General features: G+C 56.0%; 21 protein-coding genes and 1 tRNA gene. 6 read left to right on the top strand and 16 right to left on the bottom strand.

Annotation, left to right across the window (positions count from 1 at the left end; genetic code table 11):
• Positions 1-143: 143 nt before the first annotated feature.
• A tRNA-Ser gene (locus NR201_RS05605) sits at positions 144-231 on the bottom strand.
• A 220-nt stretch (positions 232-451) separates the two neighbouring features.
• On the opposite strand from NR201_RS05605, the gene yccA reads away from it, so the two are divergent.
• Positions 452-1,105 (top strand): FtsH protease modulator YccA, encoded by a 654-nt coding sequence (gene yccA / locus NR201_RS05600; RefSeq protein WP_003850014.1) that lies wholly within the window; start codon positions 452-454, stop codon positions 1,103-1,105.
• A 104-nt stretch (positions 1,106-1,209) separates the two neighbouring features.
• Positions 1,210-1,536 carry a TusE/DsrC/DsvC family sulfur relay protein gene (locus NR201_RS05595; protein WP_010669791.1) on the top strand — a complete coding sequence of 109 codons (327 nt, stop codon included), beginning with the start codon at positions 1,210-1,212 and terminating at the stop codon, positions 1,534-1,536.
• On the opposite strand, the gene yccX is transcribed toward NR201_RS05595, so the two are convergent.
• Positions 1,537-1,815, bottom strand: coding sequence for an acylphosphatase (gene yccX, locus NR201_RS05590; protein WP_010246647.1), 279 nt, complete (start codon positions 1,813-1,815; stop codon positions 1,537-1,539).
• A gap of 85 nt (positions 1,816-1,900) precedes the next feature.
• Here yccX and rlmI point away from each other — a divergent pair, with 85 nt between their 5' ends.
• Positions 1,901-3,091 carry a 23S rRNA (cytosine(1962)-C(5))-methyltransferase RlmI gene (rlmI, locus tag NR201_RS05585; RefSeq protein WP_179257018.1) on the top strand — a complete coding sequence of 397 codons (1,191 nt, stop codon included), beginning with the start codon at positions 1,901-1,903 and terminating at the stop codon, positions 3,089-3,091.
• Positions 3,092-3,150: 59 nt separating this feature from the next.
• Entirely contained in the window at positions 3,151-3,468 is a 318-nt protein-coding gene (hspQ, locus tag NR201_RS05580) for a heat shock protein HspQ (RefSeq protein WP_010246651.1), read from the top strand.
• 31 nt (positions 3,469-3,499) lie between these two features.
• Here the strand turns inward: hspQ and NR201_RS05575 are convergent, their stop codons facing one another.
• Positions 3,500-3,919, bottom strand: a complete 420-nt coding sequence (locus tag NR201_RS05575) for a CoA-binding protein (RefSeq protein ID WP_010669789.1) — start codon at positions 3,917-3,919, stop codon at positions 3,500-3,502.
• 176 nt (positions 3,920-4,095) lie between these two features.
• Between NR201_RS05575 and NR201_RS05570 the strand changes: the two genes are divergently transcribed.
• Both NR201_RS05570 and mgsA read left to right on the top strand, forming a co-directional pair.
• Positions 4,096-4,737: a DUF2057 family protein gene (locus NR201_RS05570; RefSeq protein WP_256849475.1), complete on the top strand. Its 642-nt coding sequence runs from the start codon at positions 4,096-4,098 to the stop codon at positions 4,735-4,737.
• Between the two features lie 69 nt (positions 4,738-4,806).
• Complete coding sequence (mgsA, locus tag NR201_RS05565) at positions 4,807-5,265, top strand: methylglyoxal synthase (RefSeq protein WP_256849474.1); 459 nt, start codon at positions 4,807-4,809, stop codon at positions 5,263-5,265.
• A gap of 1 nt (position 5,266) precedes the next feature.
• Here mgsA and helD read toward each other — a convergent pair whose 3' ends face one another.
• The 13 genes from helD to NR201_RS05500 all read right to left on the bottom strand — a co-directional run bounded on the left by helD (position 5,267) and on the right by NR201_RS05500 (position 17,214).
• Positions 5,267-7,321: a DNA helicase IV gene (helD, locus tag NR201_RS05560; RefSeq protein ID WP_191938262.1), complete on the bottom strand. Its 2,055-nt coding sequence runs from the start codon at positions 7,319-7,321 to the stop codon at positions 5,267-5,269.
• 234 nt (positions 7,322-7,555) lie between these two features.
• Positions 7,556-7,774: an ogr/Delta-like zinc finger family protein gene (locus tag NR201_RS05555; protein WP_256849473.1), complete on the bottom strand. Its 219-nt coding sequence runs from the start codon at positions 7,772-7,774 to the stop codon at positions 7,556-7,558.
• 90 nt (positions 7,775-7,864) lie between these two features.
• Positions 7,865-9,046, bottom strand: coding sequence for a phage late control D family protein (locus tag NR201_RS05550; protein ID WP_256849472.1), 1,182 nt, complete (start codon positions 9,044-9,046; stop codon positions 7,865-7,867).
• Positions 9,043-9,570 carry a phage tail protein gene (locus tag NR201_RS05545; RefSeq protein ID WP_061704108.1) on the bottom strand — a complete coding sequence of 176 codons (528 nt, stop codon included), beginning with the start codon at positions 9,568-9,570 and terminating at the stop codon, positions 9,043-9,045. Before NR201_RS05545 ends, NR201_RS05550 begins: the two co-directional genes overlap by 4 nt.
• 3 nt (positions 9,571-9,573) lie before the next feature.
• The gene (locus NR201_RS05540) at positions 9,574-12,036 is read right to left on the bottom strand and encodes a phage tail tape measure protein (protein WP_256849471.1); all 2,463 of its coding nucleotides are present in this window, start codon (positions 12,034-12,036) and stop codon (positions 9,574-9,576) included.
• Positions 12,026-12,151 carry a GpE family phage tail protein gene (locus tag NR201_RS05535; RefSeq protein WP_071778604.1) on the bottom strand — a complete coding sequence of 42 codons (126 nt, stop codon included), beginning with the start codon at positions 12,149-12,151 and terminating at the stop codon, positions 12,026-12,028. Before NR201_RS05535 ends, NR201_RS05540 begins: the two co-directional genes overlap by 11 nt.
• 32 nt (positions 12,152-12,183) lie before the next feature.
• Positions 12,184-12,462 carry a phage tail assembly protein gene (locus NR201_RS05530; protein ID WP_256849470.1) on the bottom strand — a complete coding sequence of 93 codons (279 nt, stop codon included), beginning with the start codon at positions 12,460-12,462 and terminating at the stop codon, positions 12,184-12,186.
• A gap of 58 nt (positions 12,463-12,520) precedes the next feature.
• Positions 12,521-13,030, bottom strand: a complete 510-nt coding sequence (locus tag NR201_RS05525) for a phage major tail tube protein (protein WP_256849469.1) — start codon at positions 13,028-13,030, stop codon at positions 12,521-12,523.
• A gap of 12 nt (positions 13,031-13,042) precedes the next feature.
• Positions 13,043-14,212, bottom strand: a complete 1,170-nt coding sequence (locus NR201_RS05520) for a phage tail sheath protein (RefSeq protein ID WP_256849468.1) — start codon at positions 14,210-14,212, stop codon at positions 13,043-13,045.
• A 117-nt stretch (positions 14,213-14,329) separates the two neighbouring features.
• Positions 14,330-14,740 (bottom strand): tail fiber assembly protein, encoded by a 411-nt coding sequence (locus NR201_RS05515; RefSeq protein WP_256849467.1) that lies wholly within the window; start codon positions 14,738-14,740, stop codon positions 14,330-14,332.
• 8 nt (positions 14,741-14,748) lie between these two features.
• Positions 14,749-15,708: a phage tail protein gene (locus tag NR201_RS05510; RefSeq protein ID WP_256849466.1), complete on the bottom strand. Its 960-nt coding sequence runs from the start codon at positions 15,706-15,708 to the stop codon at positions 14,749-14,751.
• Positions 15,705-16,313 carry a phage tail protein I gene (locus NR201_RS05505; protein ID WP_256849465.1) on the bottom strand — a complete coding sequence of 203 codons (609 nt, stop codon included), beginning with the start codon at positions 16,311-16,313 and terminating at the stop codon, positions 15,705-15,707. Before NR201_RS05505 ends, NR201_RS05510 begins: the two co-directional genes overlap by 4 nt.
• On the bottom strand, positions 16,306-17,214 hold the full coding sequence (locus NR201_RS05500; RefSeq protein ID WP_256849464.1) for a baseplate assembly protein: 909 nt from the start codon (positions 17,212-17,214) through the stop codon (positions 16,306-16,308). The genes NR201_RS05505 and NR201_RS05500 overlap by 8 nt, the downstream gene beginning before the upstream one ends.
• Between the last annotated feature and the right edge of the window lie 3 nt (positions 17,215-17,217).

Raw genomic sequence — 17,217 nt, 5'->3', positions numbered from 1 at the left:
AGAGATTCGAACTCTCGGATGGTTTCCCATCGGCGGTTTTCAAGACCGCTGCCTTAAGCCGCTCGGCCACCCCTCCGTTTTGAAACTGTACTGCATTGGCAAAACACTTATTTTTGCCGCTTTATTGCCCAGGGCAGATAAAGTGGCGGAGGAGGAGAGATTCGAACTCTCGGATGGTTTCCCATCGGCGGTTTTCAAGACCGCTGCCTTAAGCCGCTCGGCCACCCCTCCGCAATGACGCGCACTATAAACACCCCGTTTAGGGATGTAAAGCACCTATCTGTCTATTCGCCTGAAAAACAGCCAGAATGTGATTTTTCGATGTCAAAATCGCCACTCTGCTCAAACAATTAGCAGTTTAGCGCGTAAAGAAGGGTAAAACGCCTTTTCCCTCTTTAATGGCCTGCGTATTCTCGGCACATATTTGGTGTTCTGCTTAAAGGAGCGCAACATGGAAAGAATTGTCACCTCATCGCAGTCCTCACTGCTGTCAACGCACAGAGTTCTGCGCAATACCTATTTTCTTCTCGGACTGACCCTGGCCTTCTCGGCCGTTACGGCTACCGCCAGCACCCTGCTGGCCCTGCCTGCGCCGGGTTTAATCCTGATGCTGGTTGGCTTCTATGGCTTAATGTTTTTAACCTACCGTCTGGCTAACAGCCCGATGGGCATTCTGGCCGCTTTTGCCTTTACCGGCTTCCTGGGTTATTGCCTGGGGCCTATCCTGAGCTCATTCTTAACCGCAGGCATGGGTGACGTGATAGCGCTGGCGCTGGGCGGCACGGCGCTGGTGTTCTTCTGCTGTTCGGCCTACGTGCTGACCACCCGTCGTGATATGTCCTTCCTCGGCGGCATGATGATGGCAGGTTTCGTTGTGTTGCTGGTTGCTGTGGTAGCCAACATCTTCCTGCAGCTGCCTGCATTGCATCTGGCCATCAGCGCCCTGTTCATTCTGTTTTCAGCCGGTGCGATTTTGTGGGAAACCAGCAACATCATTCACGGTGGCGAAACCAACTACATCCGGGCTACGGTCAGCCTCTATGTTTCGCTCTATAACATCTTTGTCAGCCTGCTGAGCCTGCTGGGGTTTGCCCGCAGTAACTAATCCGCAGTGACAGTAGCCTGTAAAACCCCGCTTCGGCGGGGTTTTTGCTTTTACTGCCCGCCAGGTTTGATAAACTGCGCCGTCATTTACTAAGAGGATGTCACGTGAATTTTAACGGTAACGAAATCGCCGTCGATGCCGAAGGCTATCTGAAGCATCCCGGCGACTGGAGTGAAGCACTGGCTGTCCACATCGCTGAGCAGGAAGGCCTGACCCTGACTGAAGCACACTGGGAAGTGGTCCATTTTGTGCGCGCCTTTTATCTGGAATATAACACCTCACCCGCCGTGCGAATGCTGGTGAAGGCGATGGCGCAGAAATATGGCGAAGAGAAAGGCAATAGCCGCTATCTGTTCCGCCTGTTCCCTGAAGGGCCGGCTAAACAGGCGACGAAAATCGCCGGCCTGCCTAAACCGGCGAAATGTCTGTAATTAACCGGTCGTAAAATCGCGGGGCGGCTCTGCGGGCTGGTGCGGCTCCACCAGCACCTTTTCAACGCGCGCGCTGCGTGGCCCGCCCGCTTTAAGCCAGGCGATCAGCGCATCGACCTGCTCCGCCTCACCCCAGGCCAGCACCTCGACACTGCCGTCATCCAGATTTCGCGCATAGCCCAGTACGCCCAGCGTCCTGGCTTCTGCCTGAGTACTGTAACGAAACCCGACGCCCTGGACGCGGCCATGAACCCATGCTTTAAAACAGGCTGCTGACATTATTCTCTCCTGCTGCTGTTCGTTGCAATTTCCCGTTATCCACCGGACAATGGCGCCTCATTTTTTCAGGTAAGCATAGCAAACTATGACAGTCAGATTGATTCTCGCAAAGGGACGTGAAAAGTCCCTGCTCCGTCGCCATCCATGGGTCTTTTCAGGTGCCGTTGCGCGTCTGGAAGGTAAAGCGCAACTGGGTGAAACCATTGACGTTTGTGACAGCAACGGTAAATGGCTGGCTCGCGCCGCTTATTCACCCGAGTCGCAGATCCGCGCCCGCGTCTGGAGCTGGCAGGCCGATGAATCCATCGATATCGCCTTCTTTGTCCGCCGGTTTGAACAGGCGCAGCAGTGGCGCGAATGGCTGGCGGCCCGCGATGGTCTGGACAGCTATCGCCTGATCGCTGGTGAATCTGATGGTTTACCGGGCGTCACCATTGACCGCTTTGGCAACTTTTTAGTAATGCAGCTGCTCTCAGCAGGCGCAGAATATCAGCGTGCAGCGATCATCACCGCCCTGCAGCACTGTTTCCCTGGCTGCGCCATCTATGACCGTTCTGACGTCGCCGTTCGTAAGAAAGAGGGGCTGGCGCTGACGCAGGGCACCGTTACCGGTGAACTGCCACCGCCGCTGCTGCCGATTACCGAACATGGCATGAAGCTGCTGGTGGATATCCAGGGCGGTCACAAAACCGGCTATTACCTTGATCAGCGTGATAGCCGTCTCGCCACGCGTCGTTACGCGCAGGATGCCCGTGTCCTTAACTGCTTCTCTTACACCGGCGGATTCGCGGTTTCTGCGCTGATGGGTGGCTGTAAAGAAGTGATCAGCGTGGATACCTCCCAGGAGGCGCTGGACGTTGCCCGTCAGAACGTTGAACTCAATGAGCTGGATCTCTCCCGCGCGCAATTTGAGCGTGATGATGTTTTCAAACTGCTGCGCCGTTACCGGGACAGTGGCGAGAAATTTGATCTGATTATTATGGATCCGCCAAAGTTCGTCGAAAACAAAAGCCAGTTGATGGGCGCCTGTCGCGGCTATAAAGACATTAATATGCTCGCCATTCAGTTACTGAATCCGGGCGGCATATTAATGACCTTCTCCTGCTCCGGTCTGATGGCCACCGATCTGTTTCAGAAGATCATCGCCGATGCCGCGCTGGATGCGGGCCGTGAAGTGCAGTTTATTGAGCAGTTCCGCCAGGCCGCAGATCATCCGGTGATCGCCAGCTATCCGGAAGGTCTCTACCTGAAAGGTTTCGCCTGCCGCGTCATGTGACTTGAAAAAACGGCTCCTGCCCCCATATTGGTAAGAGAGCTTTTTTTTCGGAGGTCACAATGATTGCCAGTAAATTTGGTATTGGTCAGCAGGTTCGTCATCGTTTGTCCGGCGTACTGGGCGTTATCGTCGATGTCGATCCTGAATACTCGTTAGATGAGCCTAAAATTGAAGATGTTGGCGCGGAAGAGAAAATGCGCACCGCGCCCTGGTATCATGTGGTGATGGAAGATGAGGAAGGCGATCAGGTACATACCTATGTTGCTGAGATTCAGCTTTCCGGCGAAACCAGCATTGAACACCCTGAGCAGCCTTCAATGGATGAGCTGGCAGCATCGGTACGTCAGCAATTACAGGCACCTCATCTGCGACATTAATCTGTGGCGGCACGCTCTGCCGCCACACTCATCATTTCTGACGCGTTATTCCCAGACGCGGAATTTCAATCTTCGGGCAGCGATCCATAATCACCGTCATGCCCGCATCCTGTGCCAGTACCGCCGCCTGCTCATTAATCACGCCCAGCTGCAGCCATAATGTTTTTGCCCCAACGGCAATAGCCTCCTGGGCCACGCCCCACGCGGCTTCAGAATTGCGAAAGACATCCACCATATCAATCTTGCCCGGTACATCCGCCAGGCTGGCATACCCCTGCTGCCCCAGCAGCGTTTTCCCTGCCAGTTTCGGGCTGACCGGGATCACCTCATACCCCTGATCGAGCAGATATTTCATCACACCGTAACTGGGACGTTCGGGGCGATCGCTTGCTCCGACTAAGGCGATACGTTGGGTGCGCGTCAGCACCTCACGAATTGTCTGATCGTTCATGTTTATCTCCTTTCAGGCCAGTGTTGAGTGTAGATTGGCGTGCCCTTTAGCGGGTAAGTCCTCAGCGAAATTAATTGAACCCGCGCACGAATAAATATGTTTAAATGTAAATTAACTGCCATAATGTAAGAATTTGCTACACACCATCCTTTGTGTCTTCAGTTACCGGAGTTGAAATGAAGCTGTCGCTGGCTGTAACGGGGTTAATTACCCTCCTCGTTTCGGCGTCCTGTTCTGCCATCACATTAAAGCTCGATCCTCATATCGATTTGCTGGTGCTGGATGGTCGAAAAATTTCAGGCTCCCTTCTCAAAGGTGCAGACAGCCTGGAGCTGGACCGCGGTCAGCATCAGTTTCTGTTTCGGGTAGAGCAGCAGCGCAAAGGTCAGAATGAGAACGTCATCGCTTATCAGTCGGTACCGATGATCGTCACGTTCACCGCGGTTGCCAAAACCATTACCATTCGGTTGCCTGCGCTGGAGACAAAACGCGAGCGTTATCATTTTGACCGCAGCCTGAACTTTCAGCTGGTGGATGAAAAAGGCACGGAGATTACCAGCGTGCGCGACCACCTGCCGGTCACCACATCCGCAGATATGGAAAAAGCGATGCTGAATTATAATCGCACCCGCCAGATTGCCTCTGTGCCGCGGTTTGCAAATACCCCTTCTGCAACGCCCTCTTCCGTCCGGCTTACCGCCGATCTGGACTGGACTACTCAGGCCGAACTGCCCTCGCTGCACCGCTGGTTTCACCGCTTCGATGAAGCCACGCGTCAGCAGCTTCTGACGCTGGTCAAAATGCTACGTACAAGTTGATAGAGTCGAAAGGCCAGAGGTACACTCATGCTCTCTCTTCTTGCGCATGAGCCTTACCAGGACGCCTTTATGGAACAGATTGTTCGTACCCTCGGCACCACAAAACATATCGCGCTGGTCGCCCACGACCACTGCAAAGCCGCCCTGCTTGACTGGGTGAAACAAAACCAGCCCGCGCTGGAATCGCACATCCTCTATGCTACCGGCACTACCGGGAATCTGATCAATCGCGATACGGGCCTGAATGTTACAGCCATGCTGAGCGGCCCGATGGGCGGCGATCAGCAGGTGGGTGCGCTGATTTCGGAAGGAAAGATCGATGCACTGATTTTTTTCTGGGATCCACTCAACGCAGTGCCGCACGATCCGGATGTCAAAGCGCTGCTGCGTCTGGCTACCGTATGGAATATCCCGGTAGCCACTAACCGCTCCACGGCTGACTTTATCATTCAGTCGCCACTGTTTGCGCAAAGTGTAGAGATTATGATCCCCGACTATCAGCGCTATCTGGCCGATCGTCTGAAGTAACTCAGGCTTTACGCAGCACCGGCACACCCAGCTCGCGGAAGTGATCGACAAACGGTGACGGCGCTGCCTTATCGAACATCAGAAAAACCTGCTGACGCGCGCGAGTCAGTGCCACATAGGCCAGACGGCGCTCTTCTGCATCAGGGAACGCTTCTGGCTGCGGTAATAAGCCCTGTTCAATAATCGATTCGCGCGCCTCTGCCGGGAAGCCCTCTTTACCCTGCTGTAATCCCAGCAGAATAACGTAATCCGCCTGCTGACCTTTGCTGGCATGAATCGTCATAAATTCCAGATTGAGCTTTGGCCAGCGGGTTCTGGCTTTATCCAGTAAATCCGGCCGCAGATAGTGATAACGCGCCAGCAGCAGAATTCGCTCATCAGGCTTCGCGTAACCGCTGAGTTTGTTCAGCAAGGCTTCCAGCTGATCCTGCGCCAGCAGCGAAATCGACTTTTTATTGCCTTTGGTAATGCTGTTCAGCGGTTTTGCCAGCTGCTGCGGATTTTGTTGTATAAACCGGTTAGCAATGTCGCCGATGCGGTCGTTAAAACGGTAGGTTGTGTCCAGTACGCAGCGGTCTCCCTCACCAAAATAGTGATGGAATGCCGTCGTCAGCGTCATCTCCGCCCCACTAAAGCGGTAGATAGCCTGCCAGTCATCACCAACAGCAAACAGTGCAGTACGCTTATTCTGCTGGCGTAATGCGCTCAGCAACGCGGCACGCTGAGGCGAGATATCCTGGAATTCATCCACCAGAATGTGTTTCCACGGACTGATAAACCGTCCTTTTTCCAGAATGGCAATCGCCTGGTGAATCAGACCCGAAAAATCGACCGCGCCCTCCTCTTTTAATGCGCTCTTCCACGCTTTCAGCAACGGTGCCATCAGTTTGATGCGCTTACTGAAGAGATCGCGGATCTCTTCGGGCACGTCGGCGATCATCGCTGCCTGCGCACCGCCATGCATACGCATCAGACCGAGCCAGCGCTCCAGTCGTGACGCCAGCCGGTTTGCCAGCCTGTCGTCCTCCCAGAATGGCCCATCGGGCAACTCCCACTCCAGTTCATCACGCAGCCACTGACGCCAGCCGTTTGCCTGCGCCTTCTTCTCATGACACTGCTGCCGCCACTGCTGGATCAGCAGCGTGCGACGCGCATCGGCATCACTCTCAAGTTTGCTGATAACCGGCTGCTTATTACTGCCTTCACGAATAATATGCAGCGCCAGAGAATGAAAGGTCCGCGCCTGGATGTCAGCGGCGGAGAGCCGCGACTGGATACGTGCGTTCATCTCTTCAGCCGCCTGGCGGCCAAATGCCAGTAACAGGATTTGATCGGCGCTGGCCAGCTTGCGCTGCATTAACCAGCCTGCGCGGGCCACCAGCACCGAGGTTTTACCGCTGCCCGCGCCTGCCAGTACCAGCAGAGAATTCTCGCCATTAACCACCGCCTCACATTGCGACTGATTGAGTGGCGTGCTCTCGACGCTGGCAAAGAAATCCTGATAGCGGGTGAGCATGGCGGCCGTCCAGTCACGGTTTCGCTGCCGCAACGCCGTTTCGCCCTGCTCCAGCCAGCGCTGACAGAATTGCCAGTTGTCCCGGCAGTCAGCAAAATCTTTTAATCGTGAGAGCGGCATCGGCAACGCATCGAACTGTTTGAGGATGTTGGTTTTCAGCGCCTGCAACTCGTGGCGGTTCAGCCAGCGATCCTGCGCGCCAAACGCCTCGATTTCGTCGCGTAGCGCCTGCAGCACCTCGCGGCACACTGCGCTCATCTCCAGACTCCAGCTCTGCCAGGCCTGCAGCAGATAGTGGTGAAAGCGCTGCGTTTCCTGCCATTCCGTGCCATGCAGGCGGACCACTTTTTCATCGGCCAGCAAAAACTCCAGCTCACCCCACACCAGCCCGCGCTTGCAGGCGATATCCAGTAACTGGTTAAAGGGGATCAGATACTCATGCTTATCGCCGCTGACTTCGACGCCTGCCGCCATTAAACGGACACGATTATAGGGATGCTGGGCAAGCCGTTTGCCCATCGAGGTTGCTTTCAGTTCCACGCCGACACCAACGTCAGAGAATAGGATTAGGGGGAGTTTACCTGTCAGACCCTTAGCGCTCCAGCCTTAAAACAGGCTATACTGAATTTATAAACATTTTCATTGTTTTTAATATTATTTTTCAATAACTTAAGTTTTGATATGGCCTTTATATTTTTCACATGGCAGCAAAATGGCAGCAGAAAATTTTCGATGGCAGCGGGCATAAAAAAACCCGCTTTTCACGGGCTTTACTCAGTGCAACTGCAACGGCTGCTGCTCTTGATGTACATGGAGCGTCACTTTGTTCACCTGCCCCGGACTTACGATAATCCCCGCTAGTGCCTCGTGCGTCTTAAAAGTACAACTGCAATTGATGTTAGTGCATTGATGGTAACGCTCTTTTGTTTCTTTCGAGATATAGCGGCTGCTTTTAGCGTGAGCTGCGGTGCTGCATAACGGGCAGTGCATCATGATCAATAATCCTTTAGATGGCGAAGCGGTGGCGGCTGCTTGTATTTTGAATAATCAAACTTGATTTTGCAAATTTAAGTTTCATCTCATTTACTCCTCATCTTCACCTGCTACGCCATCCTCTTCTGCCGTGTACTCAACATCAGATAGCAATACCTCGAAATCAAGTTGTGTTGTATAGCCTCCACTTGAAAGGCTATGCGTCACTTTGCTGATAATCCACGGCTGCGCATCCATCACGGATTTAAAGCCGCTCACCCTGACCGGTGTCTCCGGGTACAGGTCGGCACGCCCCATCGCGAGCGTAAGCGAGAACTCAGCGACGCCGCGCTGTAGCTTATCCCACTTTGCTTTAGCTGCTCGCATCGCTGCCGCTTTCGTCGCATACACGGTCGTCAGCGTAAATATGTTGTCTTCCGTGCCAGCCAGATAATCACCTTCACGGGCCTCCGGCGTTTTGGTCGTGGTCGTCTTTTTCTTTTTAGCCGCCGGATGCTCCAGCGCGCGCAGGTGCTTTACCTTCGGCTTGCGTTTCACCTTAATTTTCTTGGGCTTGGGGTCTTTGGTATGCAGCCAGCTTGCGGAGACGCCGGTATATGCGCTACGGTCGGCAATGCTGAAGCTGTGCCGGTCGCCATCCTGTCGCGTGATGGTCATCTGCGGGATTGGCTTCCCGCTGGCGGTGACACCATTACCGGGACGGATAAACAGAAGCCGCCCGGCCTTCACTGCTGCAACAGCGCCGTAAAGTGTAGCGAGTCGCGTCAGGAATTTAGCGTCTGTTTCCTGGGTCTGGTCAATGTGAGCCACGGCAATTCCGGCGAATCCATCGGCCAGCATGGGCTTTAAGTTATTGCGCGCGGCTATCTGCATCACGACTTCCCCCAAGGTAGTGTCGTGATAGGACACCTCCCGGCGAGAATTGAGCGAGCCACGGAAATCAGCGCTGCGGGCACGAATGGTCATGGTGTCCGGTGCGCCGTGGTGCTCTACCTCATCCACCGTGAAATTACCTTTCCCGAAAAGCGTCTGGCCTTTCCAGCCGAGAAACAGCGTTATCACTGCGCCGCGCACCGGCATAGCCAGCTGCCCGTCGGCATCGTCAAGCTCAATATCCAGCTGGTCAGCCTCAAAGCCGCGATTATCGGTCAGCGTCATCGAGATAAGGCGATCCCGGATATTGGTTGTGACGTCTTTGGAGTTAACCTTGAGCATGAAATCAGGCGTCAGCTGCGCCCCGGCCTGCACCGGCAGGCTGCTTATCCCGATCATCCGAGCAGCCCTCCTGCAGATGAAATCAGGCTGCCGGCCGCCGACTTCACGCCGTCGATTGCTGACGTGAGTTGCCCTGGCAGACTGGCGGAACCGCTGATAAGTCCGTCAGCCTGTTTCTTCAGATCGCCAAACATGGACGTCAGAGACTCATCAACGCGCTTCAGGCTCAGGGTAAACATGATTTTACTTGCCGTCCCGTTGGGGTAAAACTCGCTGAAGGTGTTAGAAATACTCTCGATCACGTACATGCCGTAAATCATGCCGCTGCCGCCAATCAGCGGCCACGCCATTCCCTCGTCGGCCATCAGGCGGACGGTCATCAGCGACACCGAGCCGCCTGTGATTTCCGGGCGAAGCTCACCGGAAAGCGTAATTTTTTCATCGCCCGGACCGATAAACTGCGCCGACGGACGCTGCCCGAACCGGCTGTTAGTGGGCCAGCGATAGTCGATATTCTGCTGCATATCCCCGTAAGGCAGGGTCTGTCGCATAAACGGCATCATGCCGTAAATCATCATCATCGTTTAATCCTCCCAGCCCATTTTGCTGCGGTTCTGTGCCTGCCGGTTGCGCTGCTCTTTAGCCTGGTGCTGCGCCATCAGCGCCATTGCGTCGTCTTTGGTCATACCCTCATGCATGTTGATTTCATACTGATACGTATTCTGGCTGCGGTCGGTGAATCCGCCCCCGGCTGACGGGGCTGAAACCGGGCGGTAAGGCGCGCCACCATAGGCGATGTTGTATTGCAGCCCGCCGGTATCTGCGCCCGCGCCACCGGTTGCTACCGGATCCGGGGACGGGACTTTGTCTTTGAGGCCATCGGATTTCGTGTCGATAATGCCGAGCTTATCCAGCACCCAGTTGATGCCGCCCATAAGCTGATCGAGCGCGTGGCTCGGAATTTTCAGCGCCTCGGCCAGCATGTTGCCGAACTTCTTACCCATGTCTCCGGCGGCGGCAAGTTCGGTCTGCGTGGATTTCACCGGCTCCAGCAGTTTGCCGAACCAGTCCCACAGCTCTTTGACCTTGCCACCTACCCACTCAAAAACCGGCTTCAGCGAACCGAAGGAATCACTGATCGGCCCCATCGCTGCGGTAAACCCTTCGGCCATGCCTGCTATGAAGGCGCTGATAGGCTCCCAGTATTTGCGCACCATTAGCGCCCCGGCCACGATTGCCGCCGCGACGGCCACCACCGGCAGCGTGATAGCGCCGAGCGCGGCCGTAATAGCTCCGCCAGCGATGCTGAATGCCGTGCCGAGGAACCCCGCACCGGCAATCAGGGTATTCACGCCCGCAATCACCGGCCAGGCTACCAGCCCGATAGCGCCCAGCGCGCCAACAAAAATCAGTCCAGCCGCTGCCGCTTTAGCAAGGCCCGCTGACAGAACCGGGTTTGCCTGTACCCACTTATCTATATTGAGCAGAAATTTCGTTGTGTCCTGGGTAAGTGTGCGCAGGCTGCTGTCCATCTGGTCATAAATATCTGTGCCCAGCGCCTCATAGCCTGACTGCATTTCCTTGAAGTCGCCGCCGAGATTGTCCTGCTGCACTTTGACCAGCTTTTCTGTGCTGCCATCAGAGTTCTGGAAATTCTTAGTCAGCCTGTCAAGCTCACCGCTGGATGCAGATTTCATCAGCGTCACTGCTGAAGACGCGGCCTCCTCCCCGAATATGGTTTTCAGGTATTCGGCCTGCTGCGCATCACCGAGTTTGTTTTTTTCAAAAGATTTCTGCATCTCCTTCAGGATGGTGAAGAAGGGGCGCATGTTGCCTTTTTTGTCAGCAGTGTTGACGCCCAGTTCCTTTATGGCCTTAAAGGCTGCGCCAGTCGGTGCCTGCACGCGAAGCAGCATCGCGCGAATACCTGTACCAGCCATGCTGCCAGTAGTGCCATTATTTGCCAGCGCGCCAATCATCGCCGCCGTGTGCTCGGCACTGACTTTGGCATTTTTAGCGACTGAAGCGACATAGGGCATTGCATCGCTCAGATCCTGAAACTTTGTAGCTGTTCCATTGAGGGTGGCGGAAATCACGTCGCCCAGATGAGCGACTTCGCTATTAGCCAGTCCGAAAGCGTTTTTAGTGCTCATCAGCAGCTCTGCACTGTCTTCCATTGTTTGGTTGTTAGCGAGTGACATATTCAGCGTAACAGGCGTTGCCGCCTTAATGTCATCAACGCTGCCACCTGCTTTGGCTATTACTATCTGCGCCTGCGCGGCATCGTTCGCTGAGGCTGCGGTGTTGTCGCCGATGCTGCGCGCCTGGGTTCTCAGAGACTGAAACTCAGGCGACTTTTTATCGAGGCCAAGAGTTGCCTGAAGTGTGGAGTTCGCCAGGGCGAAATCATAGCCAGGACGCAGCACGGATGAAGCGGCCACAGCTCCGACCGTTGCTGCGCCGACACCGGCTGCGCCCATGTTGCGCACCTTGCCCGACAGCTCCTGCCCTTTACGGTAGCGCTCGCTGGTCTGGTTCAGCCGCTCCTGCTGCGCATTCAGCCGCTGCAGCTCCATTTTTTGACGGCTTAGGCTGACGGTTGCCTGCGCCGAGGCGGATTTCAGGCGCTGCTGCTCGCTGCTCAGGCTTTTAGTGGAAATCCCCGCCGCGTTAAGCGCCTCGCGCTGCTGTTGCACCGAAAGGCGCAGGCTGTTGGACTTCGTCTGCAGCTCCGACGCTGCTTGGCGGGCCTTTTCCAGTGCGCGGGCCTGCTGTGTCGTCGGGCGCTCCGTGTTTTTAAACTGCACGGCCAGCGCTGCTACCTCCTGCTTTGCGTCTTTGAGGCTCTGCTGCGTGACGGCCAACTGCGCACTGGCCTTGCGGAAGCCATCAATTTTCCCCGCCTGTGCATCCAGCTCCTTAATCGTTGTCTGCGTCTGGCGTATATCAGACGAAAGATTTTTGGCTGCAGTCTGTACGGCTTTGAAGGGGCGCGAGGCTTTGTCTACAGCATTCAGCAGCACCTGAACCTTGAGGTTATTGCTCATCCGGGGTTGCTCCGCTGCGGATAAAGGCTTTATGCCGCCAGCCCATCAGCTCGGCCAGCGGCATGTCGTACATCTCGGAAGGTTGCCAGTGAAATATCGTGGCAATGTCGGCCATCAGGTCGTTGACCGTCAGGCCGTGCGGCCAGTCTATTCGTCCGACTTCGACTGCAAAAAACCAATCACCTTGCCGCCCAGCGCAATCAGGTCAACCGGATCAAGGGCGTTACATTCGGCCTTAGTCAGTGCTGGCAGGGTAATGCGGGGCAGCACGATCAGCAGGGAATCAACATCCGACTGGCACAGATCAGCCAGGCGCACGCCGCGCAGACTACCGGCATTCGGCTTAATCAGCTCCACGCTTTTGATTTCGGTTTCGCCGCGCATCAGCGGGGTTTCAAACTCAACAACGTTATCTTTCGTTTCCATGATTATTCTCTGTTCACTGTAGTCAGTTAAAGCCAGCGACGTGCGCTGGCGTCAGGGTTTATACCAGGCCGAGGTTTTTACGGCGCTGCTCAAGAAGGTCAACGCCGTTGACCTTCTCCACCATGTTGATGGTGTCAATTTCGATCAGCTCTTTGCCGTTAAAGGTCAGCTTGTAATAGGTGTTTTTACTGGTGATTTTGGTTTCGGTATCTTCACCCTGTTTGGCTTCGCCAAAATCAAACGACTGATGCTTACCGCGCACCTCAATCTCCACCGCGATTTCCTCGCCGGTATCGTCGCGCTGGTAAGAGCCGGTAAAGCGCAGGGGAATGTCAGACGCGCCCCACTGCGTGAGTACCAGCTCATCGATGCCGCCGATGCTCCATTCAACATCGAGCGCGTCATCTTCCAGACCGTTATCGATAAAGGCCGCGCCGCTCATGCCGCCTGCGCGGAACGGGTCGAGCTTGCGCGCCAGCTTAGGCAGGGTCACGGCGGTGACGACGCCCTGATAGCTGTTGGCGTTGTTAAAAAGGTTCATGCCCTTCAGTTTGCGTGGCAGTGCCATTTACCCGGCTCCTCAGCTGTTTACGGATGCGGCGAAGTTCGCCAGATAGGTGTCGGTGATGCGCTGGCGCAGCGTCAGGTCTTCCAGCGGCGGAACCGGCGTATAGTCGTAATCGATAAAGAGCTTGCCCGCCTTCAGGGTGTCTTTATCGTTGGCGCTTTCGTCATACCAGGCAGATGCACCCAGCAGATAACCGGCGTTAACCAGCTCGCGGAATTTCGCATTGATGCCCGCGATAATCTCGCGCACCAGAACCGCCGTAAGCGGCTTATCAACCGCCCACATGTGCGCCTCGGCCATCGTGTCGGCCAGCACCTGCGCCGTGCGGGTGTAGTTCTCAAACTGAAACAGCGGGTCATCACTGCAGGTGCGGTTGCCCCAGAAGCGGAAACCGCCTTTACGGATCAGCGTGGTGACGTCGGCCTCATTGAGCAGGTCGGCGTCGGTACCGGTCTGCTGCAAATCCCAGAACACTGATGCGGAAATGCCGGTCACGCCGTTGACGCCGACGTTAGACAGGGTTTTATGCCAGCCGGTGTCGTTGTCGATTTTGGCGCGCAGGCCCAGCGCGCGCGCGGTCGCAAAGGCGGTATCGGATTTACTGGTCGCGGTGTTCCATGCAACGAAATCAGGCCAGATAACCATGATTTCGCGCTGGCTGAAATTCTGGCGGTACAGGCGAGCTTCGGAAATGGTTTTACATTCCCATGCTGAAACATAGGCAAAGGCGCGCAGCTGCTCCGCAATGCTGGCAAGCGCGGTTGCCACAGGCAGTGAATCCAGCCCCGGCACGCCGAGAATGCGCGGCTTAACATCGAGCTGGGTCTGCGCGGCGAGCAGCGCTTTCATGCCGGTATACTGGCCGTTTTCATCCGTGCCGCCGATGATATTGGACGTGGTTTCGGCTTCGTCGGCACCTTCAGCCACGCGCACGACGACGGTCACAGGTTTGGACTGGTCAGCAATGGCCTGCAGCGCAGCCGCAAGCGTGCCTTTTTTGCCAGCCTTACCGACAGCGCCCTGCACATTGGTGATAAGTACCGGCGTATTGAGCGGAAAGGTTGCCGCATCCGCATCCTGCGCGGTGCAGACCATGCCCACGATTGCGGTTGATACGGTTGTAATGGTGCGCGTGCCGTCGTTAACTTCGACGACGCGGACACCATGGTGATAATCAGACATCTGATGCACTCCGTTTTGAGGGTGTGCTCAGGGTGTCAGGTCACACGGGGTAGCGCATGCGGTTGCAGTTTGCTGGCAGAACAGCGGACAAAAGAAAAGCCCCGGAGGGCTTTAACACTATGCAGGAGTAACCGGCCAGCTTATGTCAGGGGCTATTGATGTATCCACCCGGTTAACCTTAATCCGGTAATTTTTCCATGCCTTCAGCGCCGCGACTTCATCCTTAGTCTGCTCATCAAAGTCTGCAGCATCCTGTAATGGTGCAATTTTAAGAGCTGCAACCGACAGCAGCCTTAGCTTTTCATTATCAGCCGCTGCAATCAGCTCTGGCCGGGTTGGCCCTTCTGGCTCGGCCAGAACAGGCCAGCCATCATGGCCGGATATGATTTCGCTTCCGGCGCTCTGGCCTTCCAGCAGGGCGAGATAATCCTGCCCGGTAATTTCCAGCGCATCTTCAGGGATAGCGGCATGAATTAATGACTGATAAAAGCCGCCCGTTGATGGCGCGTAATAATATTTATTTTCCATAGTCTGCCTTACTGGTTCATTTTACCGATGCTCAGCCACATCACGCCTGTAACGCTGGATGTATTGGTCGAGGTCAGAGTTATGCTGGCTTTGTCAGAAGTCGCCACGCCCACGCGATAGTTATTTGTTGAACTGCCGTCTACCGGCGAGGCAAATTGCGCGAGTCCCAGACCAATGGCGACCGGATACTTGATATTCACGCTGCCCGCTATCGGCACGGCAGCCAGACCCCACTGCAGGACAATACCGCCCGGCAAAATCTGATAGCCGGGTGATGCGGCCGACATACCAAAAAAGCTCATATCCGGAATCTGCTTACTTCCCGTTCCGACAGCACGTTGCGCGGCACTCATCAAACCCAGGCTCTTTAATGCTTCTTCAACAAGCCCGGCGTCTTTGATTTCTGCCAGGGCGCTTGCGATCTGCAGGTACTGGCTGTGGGGATTTTTAGCATCGGTATGATTTTTCATTACGCTGTCAGCGTAGGCTCTCACCTCAATCACAGCATCATCAACATACCTGCGCGTCGCCAGCACGACTGACGGATCAATCTTCAGCGTGACGGCCGTTGTGCTGTTCACGATCAAAATCATGCGCACGGTCTGCGTGCGGCCGCTACCTTCGGCTAGCATCGGCTTGTAAGTTTCCGGGCAGTTAGCAACGGCAATCAGCACGCCGTCGGCGTCATAGAGGCCGATTTCGCGGATCCAGAAACCGCCGTCGCTTTCCGGGATAACCTGCTCGGCGATAATCTGGCTGCTATTTACCGCGTCAACGGTCAGAGAATTAAGCTGCGCGCGACGCTTCTCGCCGATGAGCTTTGTCTGTGCCGTGTCAGGCGTCGGCAGCGTGCCACCGCCATCACCCAAGGCCATTGAGGTGATATCTACTTTAGTGCCGAGCGCAGCGGCGTTTGCCAGCTTAGCCGCGCCCTGGTTGGTCAGCAAACCAAAATATTTAGTCGTCATGCGCTCACTTCCGTCAGGTCAATAAGATGCACCGCCGCGCCGGAATAGACCGGCCCGCCGACGCTGATAAGTTCAGGGGTGTAAGGGTAAACAGTCAGCTCGTCGCCACTGTAGCTGGCAACGGCGACCGGCAGAGTGCCGTTAGCATCGAGATTAATGGACAGGCCGATAAGGTGACGGCTGCAGGGCTTGGCGTCAGCTATCAGGCGCTCCAGCTCGTTATACATTTCCTCGGTGATGCCGGTATCCAGTACGCCTACGTCCAGCCGGAACGTGCCTGGCGCTTCGTTGGTTTTCCACCACTCGATTATTTTGATGAGATAGCCCAGCGGCTCAACGACGCGGCGGATAGCGCCTATCGTGCCCTTGTGCCGGTGCACGTACTGCGAAGAGGCAACCACGGCGCGCTTTGTCGATTCAGGCCAGTCTGAATCCCAGCGGTCAACTGACCACGCCCACGCCAGATAGGGCAGAAGCTCCACCGGGCAAGTGTACGGATTCCATAACTGGCGCAGCGGCACGCTCATCGCGCCGGGGCTTGCCAGCGCCTCGGCGGCAGCAATCTCAAGCGCTGACGAGCCGGTCGGCAGCAGGCGATCACTCATCCGAGCCTCCTACGGTCAGCGCGTATCCCGTGCAGTAAGCGGCCTGCGTTTTGTCCAGCACCACATCAGCCGACGGCTTAATCAGGTTGACGCGCTGCACGCCCTCAACGTGCATGGCGGCATACAGCGCAGACAGGCGAATGTCGCGGCCGAGGCGCTTCTGCGCGCTGACAAAGGCGGCGAGCTTTGCCTCTGAGGCGGCGCGGATTGGCTCCGCCTCCGGCCCCGGATAGAGGTAAAGTTCGGCCACGATTTCATATTCCACAATCTTGGCTGACTGCACGCTCACCCTGTCGGCAACCGGGCGCACATCTTCGTCGTTGAGCGCACCGTTAACCACGGCCAGCAGATCGTCGCCCGCCACACCATTTCCCTCACGCGCGAGCACAGTCACGGTAACAACGGCGGGCGACGGGCTGATGGCCGATGCATCGGCTACGCGGCCGTCTGCGCTTCTGGCGTGGTACTCATATGCGCCGGTCGGCCCGGCCACGCTCAGCCCCTCAAAGGCCGAGGCAATGCGCAGCCGGAAATCGTCGTTACTTTCCATCACGGCGGCGGTCGGCGGCATGGTTGTATCGTCGGCCGGGGTAATGGTCAGGCGGGTTACGCCATTGTTTGCGCCGAGCTGGTCAAGGTCGCCGTCCAGCGCATACGCCACCATTACCGCCTTTGCCGCCTCATTGATGCGCTGTCGCAGGATCAGCTCACGATAAGCATTTTCCTGCAGCAGTTTAACGATAGGTTCTGACTCCAGCGTCAGCGTGCGGGCGACGGCCTCCTGCTGGTCAGCGGGGTAAAGGGAAATCAGCGTCGCCTTTCGCTCGGCCAGCAGGGCTTCATAATCCAGCGCCTCCACCACGTCAGGCGCGGGCAGCTGGCTCAGGTCGATAGTTGCCATAGT

This window comes from Pantoea sp. Fr-CA_6 (genome assembly GCF_024520895.1).
GTDB lineage: Bacteria > Pseudomonadota > Gammaproteobacteria > Enterobacterales > Enterobacteriaceae > Pantoea > Pantoea agglomerans.
Note: the sequence above shows the minus strand (reverse complement) of the source record. Positions and strands in the feature narration are given on the sequence as shown.

Coding starts and splice junctions, on each gene's coding strand:
- NR201_RS05520 (WP_256849468.1), bottom strand. CDS start 14,212: ATGTCTGATTATCACCATGGTGTCCGCGTCGTCGAAGTTAACGACGGC.
- NR201_RS05530 (WP_256849470.1), bottom strand. CDS start 12,462: ATGGAAACGAAAGATAACGTTGTTGAGTTTGAAACCCCGCTGATGCGC.
- NR201_RS05535 (WP_071778604.1), bottom strand. CDS start 12,151: ATGGCCGACATTGCCACGATATTTCACTGGCAACCTTCCGAGATGTAC.
- NR201_RS05540 (WP_256849471.1), bottom strand. CDS start 12,036: ATGAGCAATAACCTCAAGGTTCAGGTGCTGCTGAATGCTGTAGACAAA.
- NR201_RS05505 (WP_256849465.1), bottom strand. CDS start 16,313: ATGAGTGATCGCCTGCTGCCGACCGGCTCGTCAGCGCTTGAGATTGCT.
- rlmI (WP_179257018.1), top strand. CDS start 1,901: ATGACAGTCAGATTGATTCTCGCAAAGGGACGTGAAAAGTCCCTGCTC.
- NR201_RS05510 (WP_256849466.1), bottom strand. CDS start 15,708: ATGACGACTAAATATTTTGGTTTGCTGACCAACCAGGGCGCGGCTAAG.
- NR201_RS05570 (WP_256849475.1), top strand. CDS start 4,096: ATGAAGCTGTCGCTGGCTGTAACGGGGTTAATTACCCTCCTCGTTTCG.
- NR201_RS05575 (WP_010669789.1), bottom strand. CDS start 3,919: ATGAACGATCAGACAATTCGTGAGGTGCTGACGCGCACCCAACGTATC.
- NR201_RS05525 (WP_256849469.1), bottom strand. CDS start 13,030: ATGGCACTGCCACGCAAACTGAAGGGCATGAACCTTTTTAACAACGCC.
- NR201_RS05550 (WP_256849472.1), bottom strand. CDS start 9,046: ATGATCGGGATAAGCAGCCTGCCGGTGCAGGCCGGGGCGCAGCTGACG.
- NR201_RS05555 (WP_256849473.1), bottom strand. CDS start 7,774: ATGATGCACTGCCCGTTATGCAGCACCGCAGCTCACGCTAAAAGCAGC.
- NR201_RS05515 (WP_256849467.1), bottom strand. CDS start 14,740: ATGGAAAATAAATATTATTACGCGCCATCAACGGGCGGCTTTTATCAG.
- yccA (WP_003850014.1), top strand. CDS start 452: ATGGAAAGAATTGTCACCTCATCGCAGTCCTCACTGCTGTCAACGCAC.
- NR201_RS05545 (WP_061704108.1), bottom strand. CDS start 9,570: ATGATGATGATTTACGGCATGATGCCGTTTATGCGACAGACCCTGCCT.
- hspQ (WP_010246651.1), top strand. CDS start 3,151: ATGATTGCCAGTAAATTTGGTATTGGTCAGCAGGTTCGTCATCGTTTG.
- NR201_RS05500 (WP_256849464.1), bottom strand. CDS start 17,214: ATGGCAACTATCGACCTGAGCCAGCTGCCCGCGCCTGACGTGGTGGAG.
- mgsA (WP_256849474.1), top strand. CDS start 4,807: ATGGAACAGATTGTTCGTACCCTCGGCACCACAAAACATATCGCGCTG.
- yccX (WP_010246647.1), bottom strand. CDS start 1,815: ATGTCAGCAGCCTGTTTTAAAGCATGGGTTCATGGCCGCGTCCAGGGC.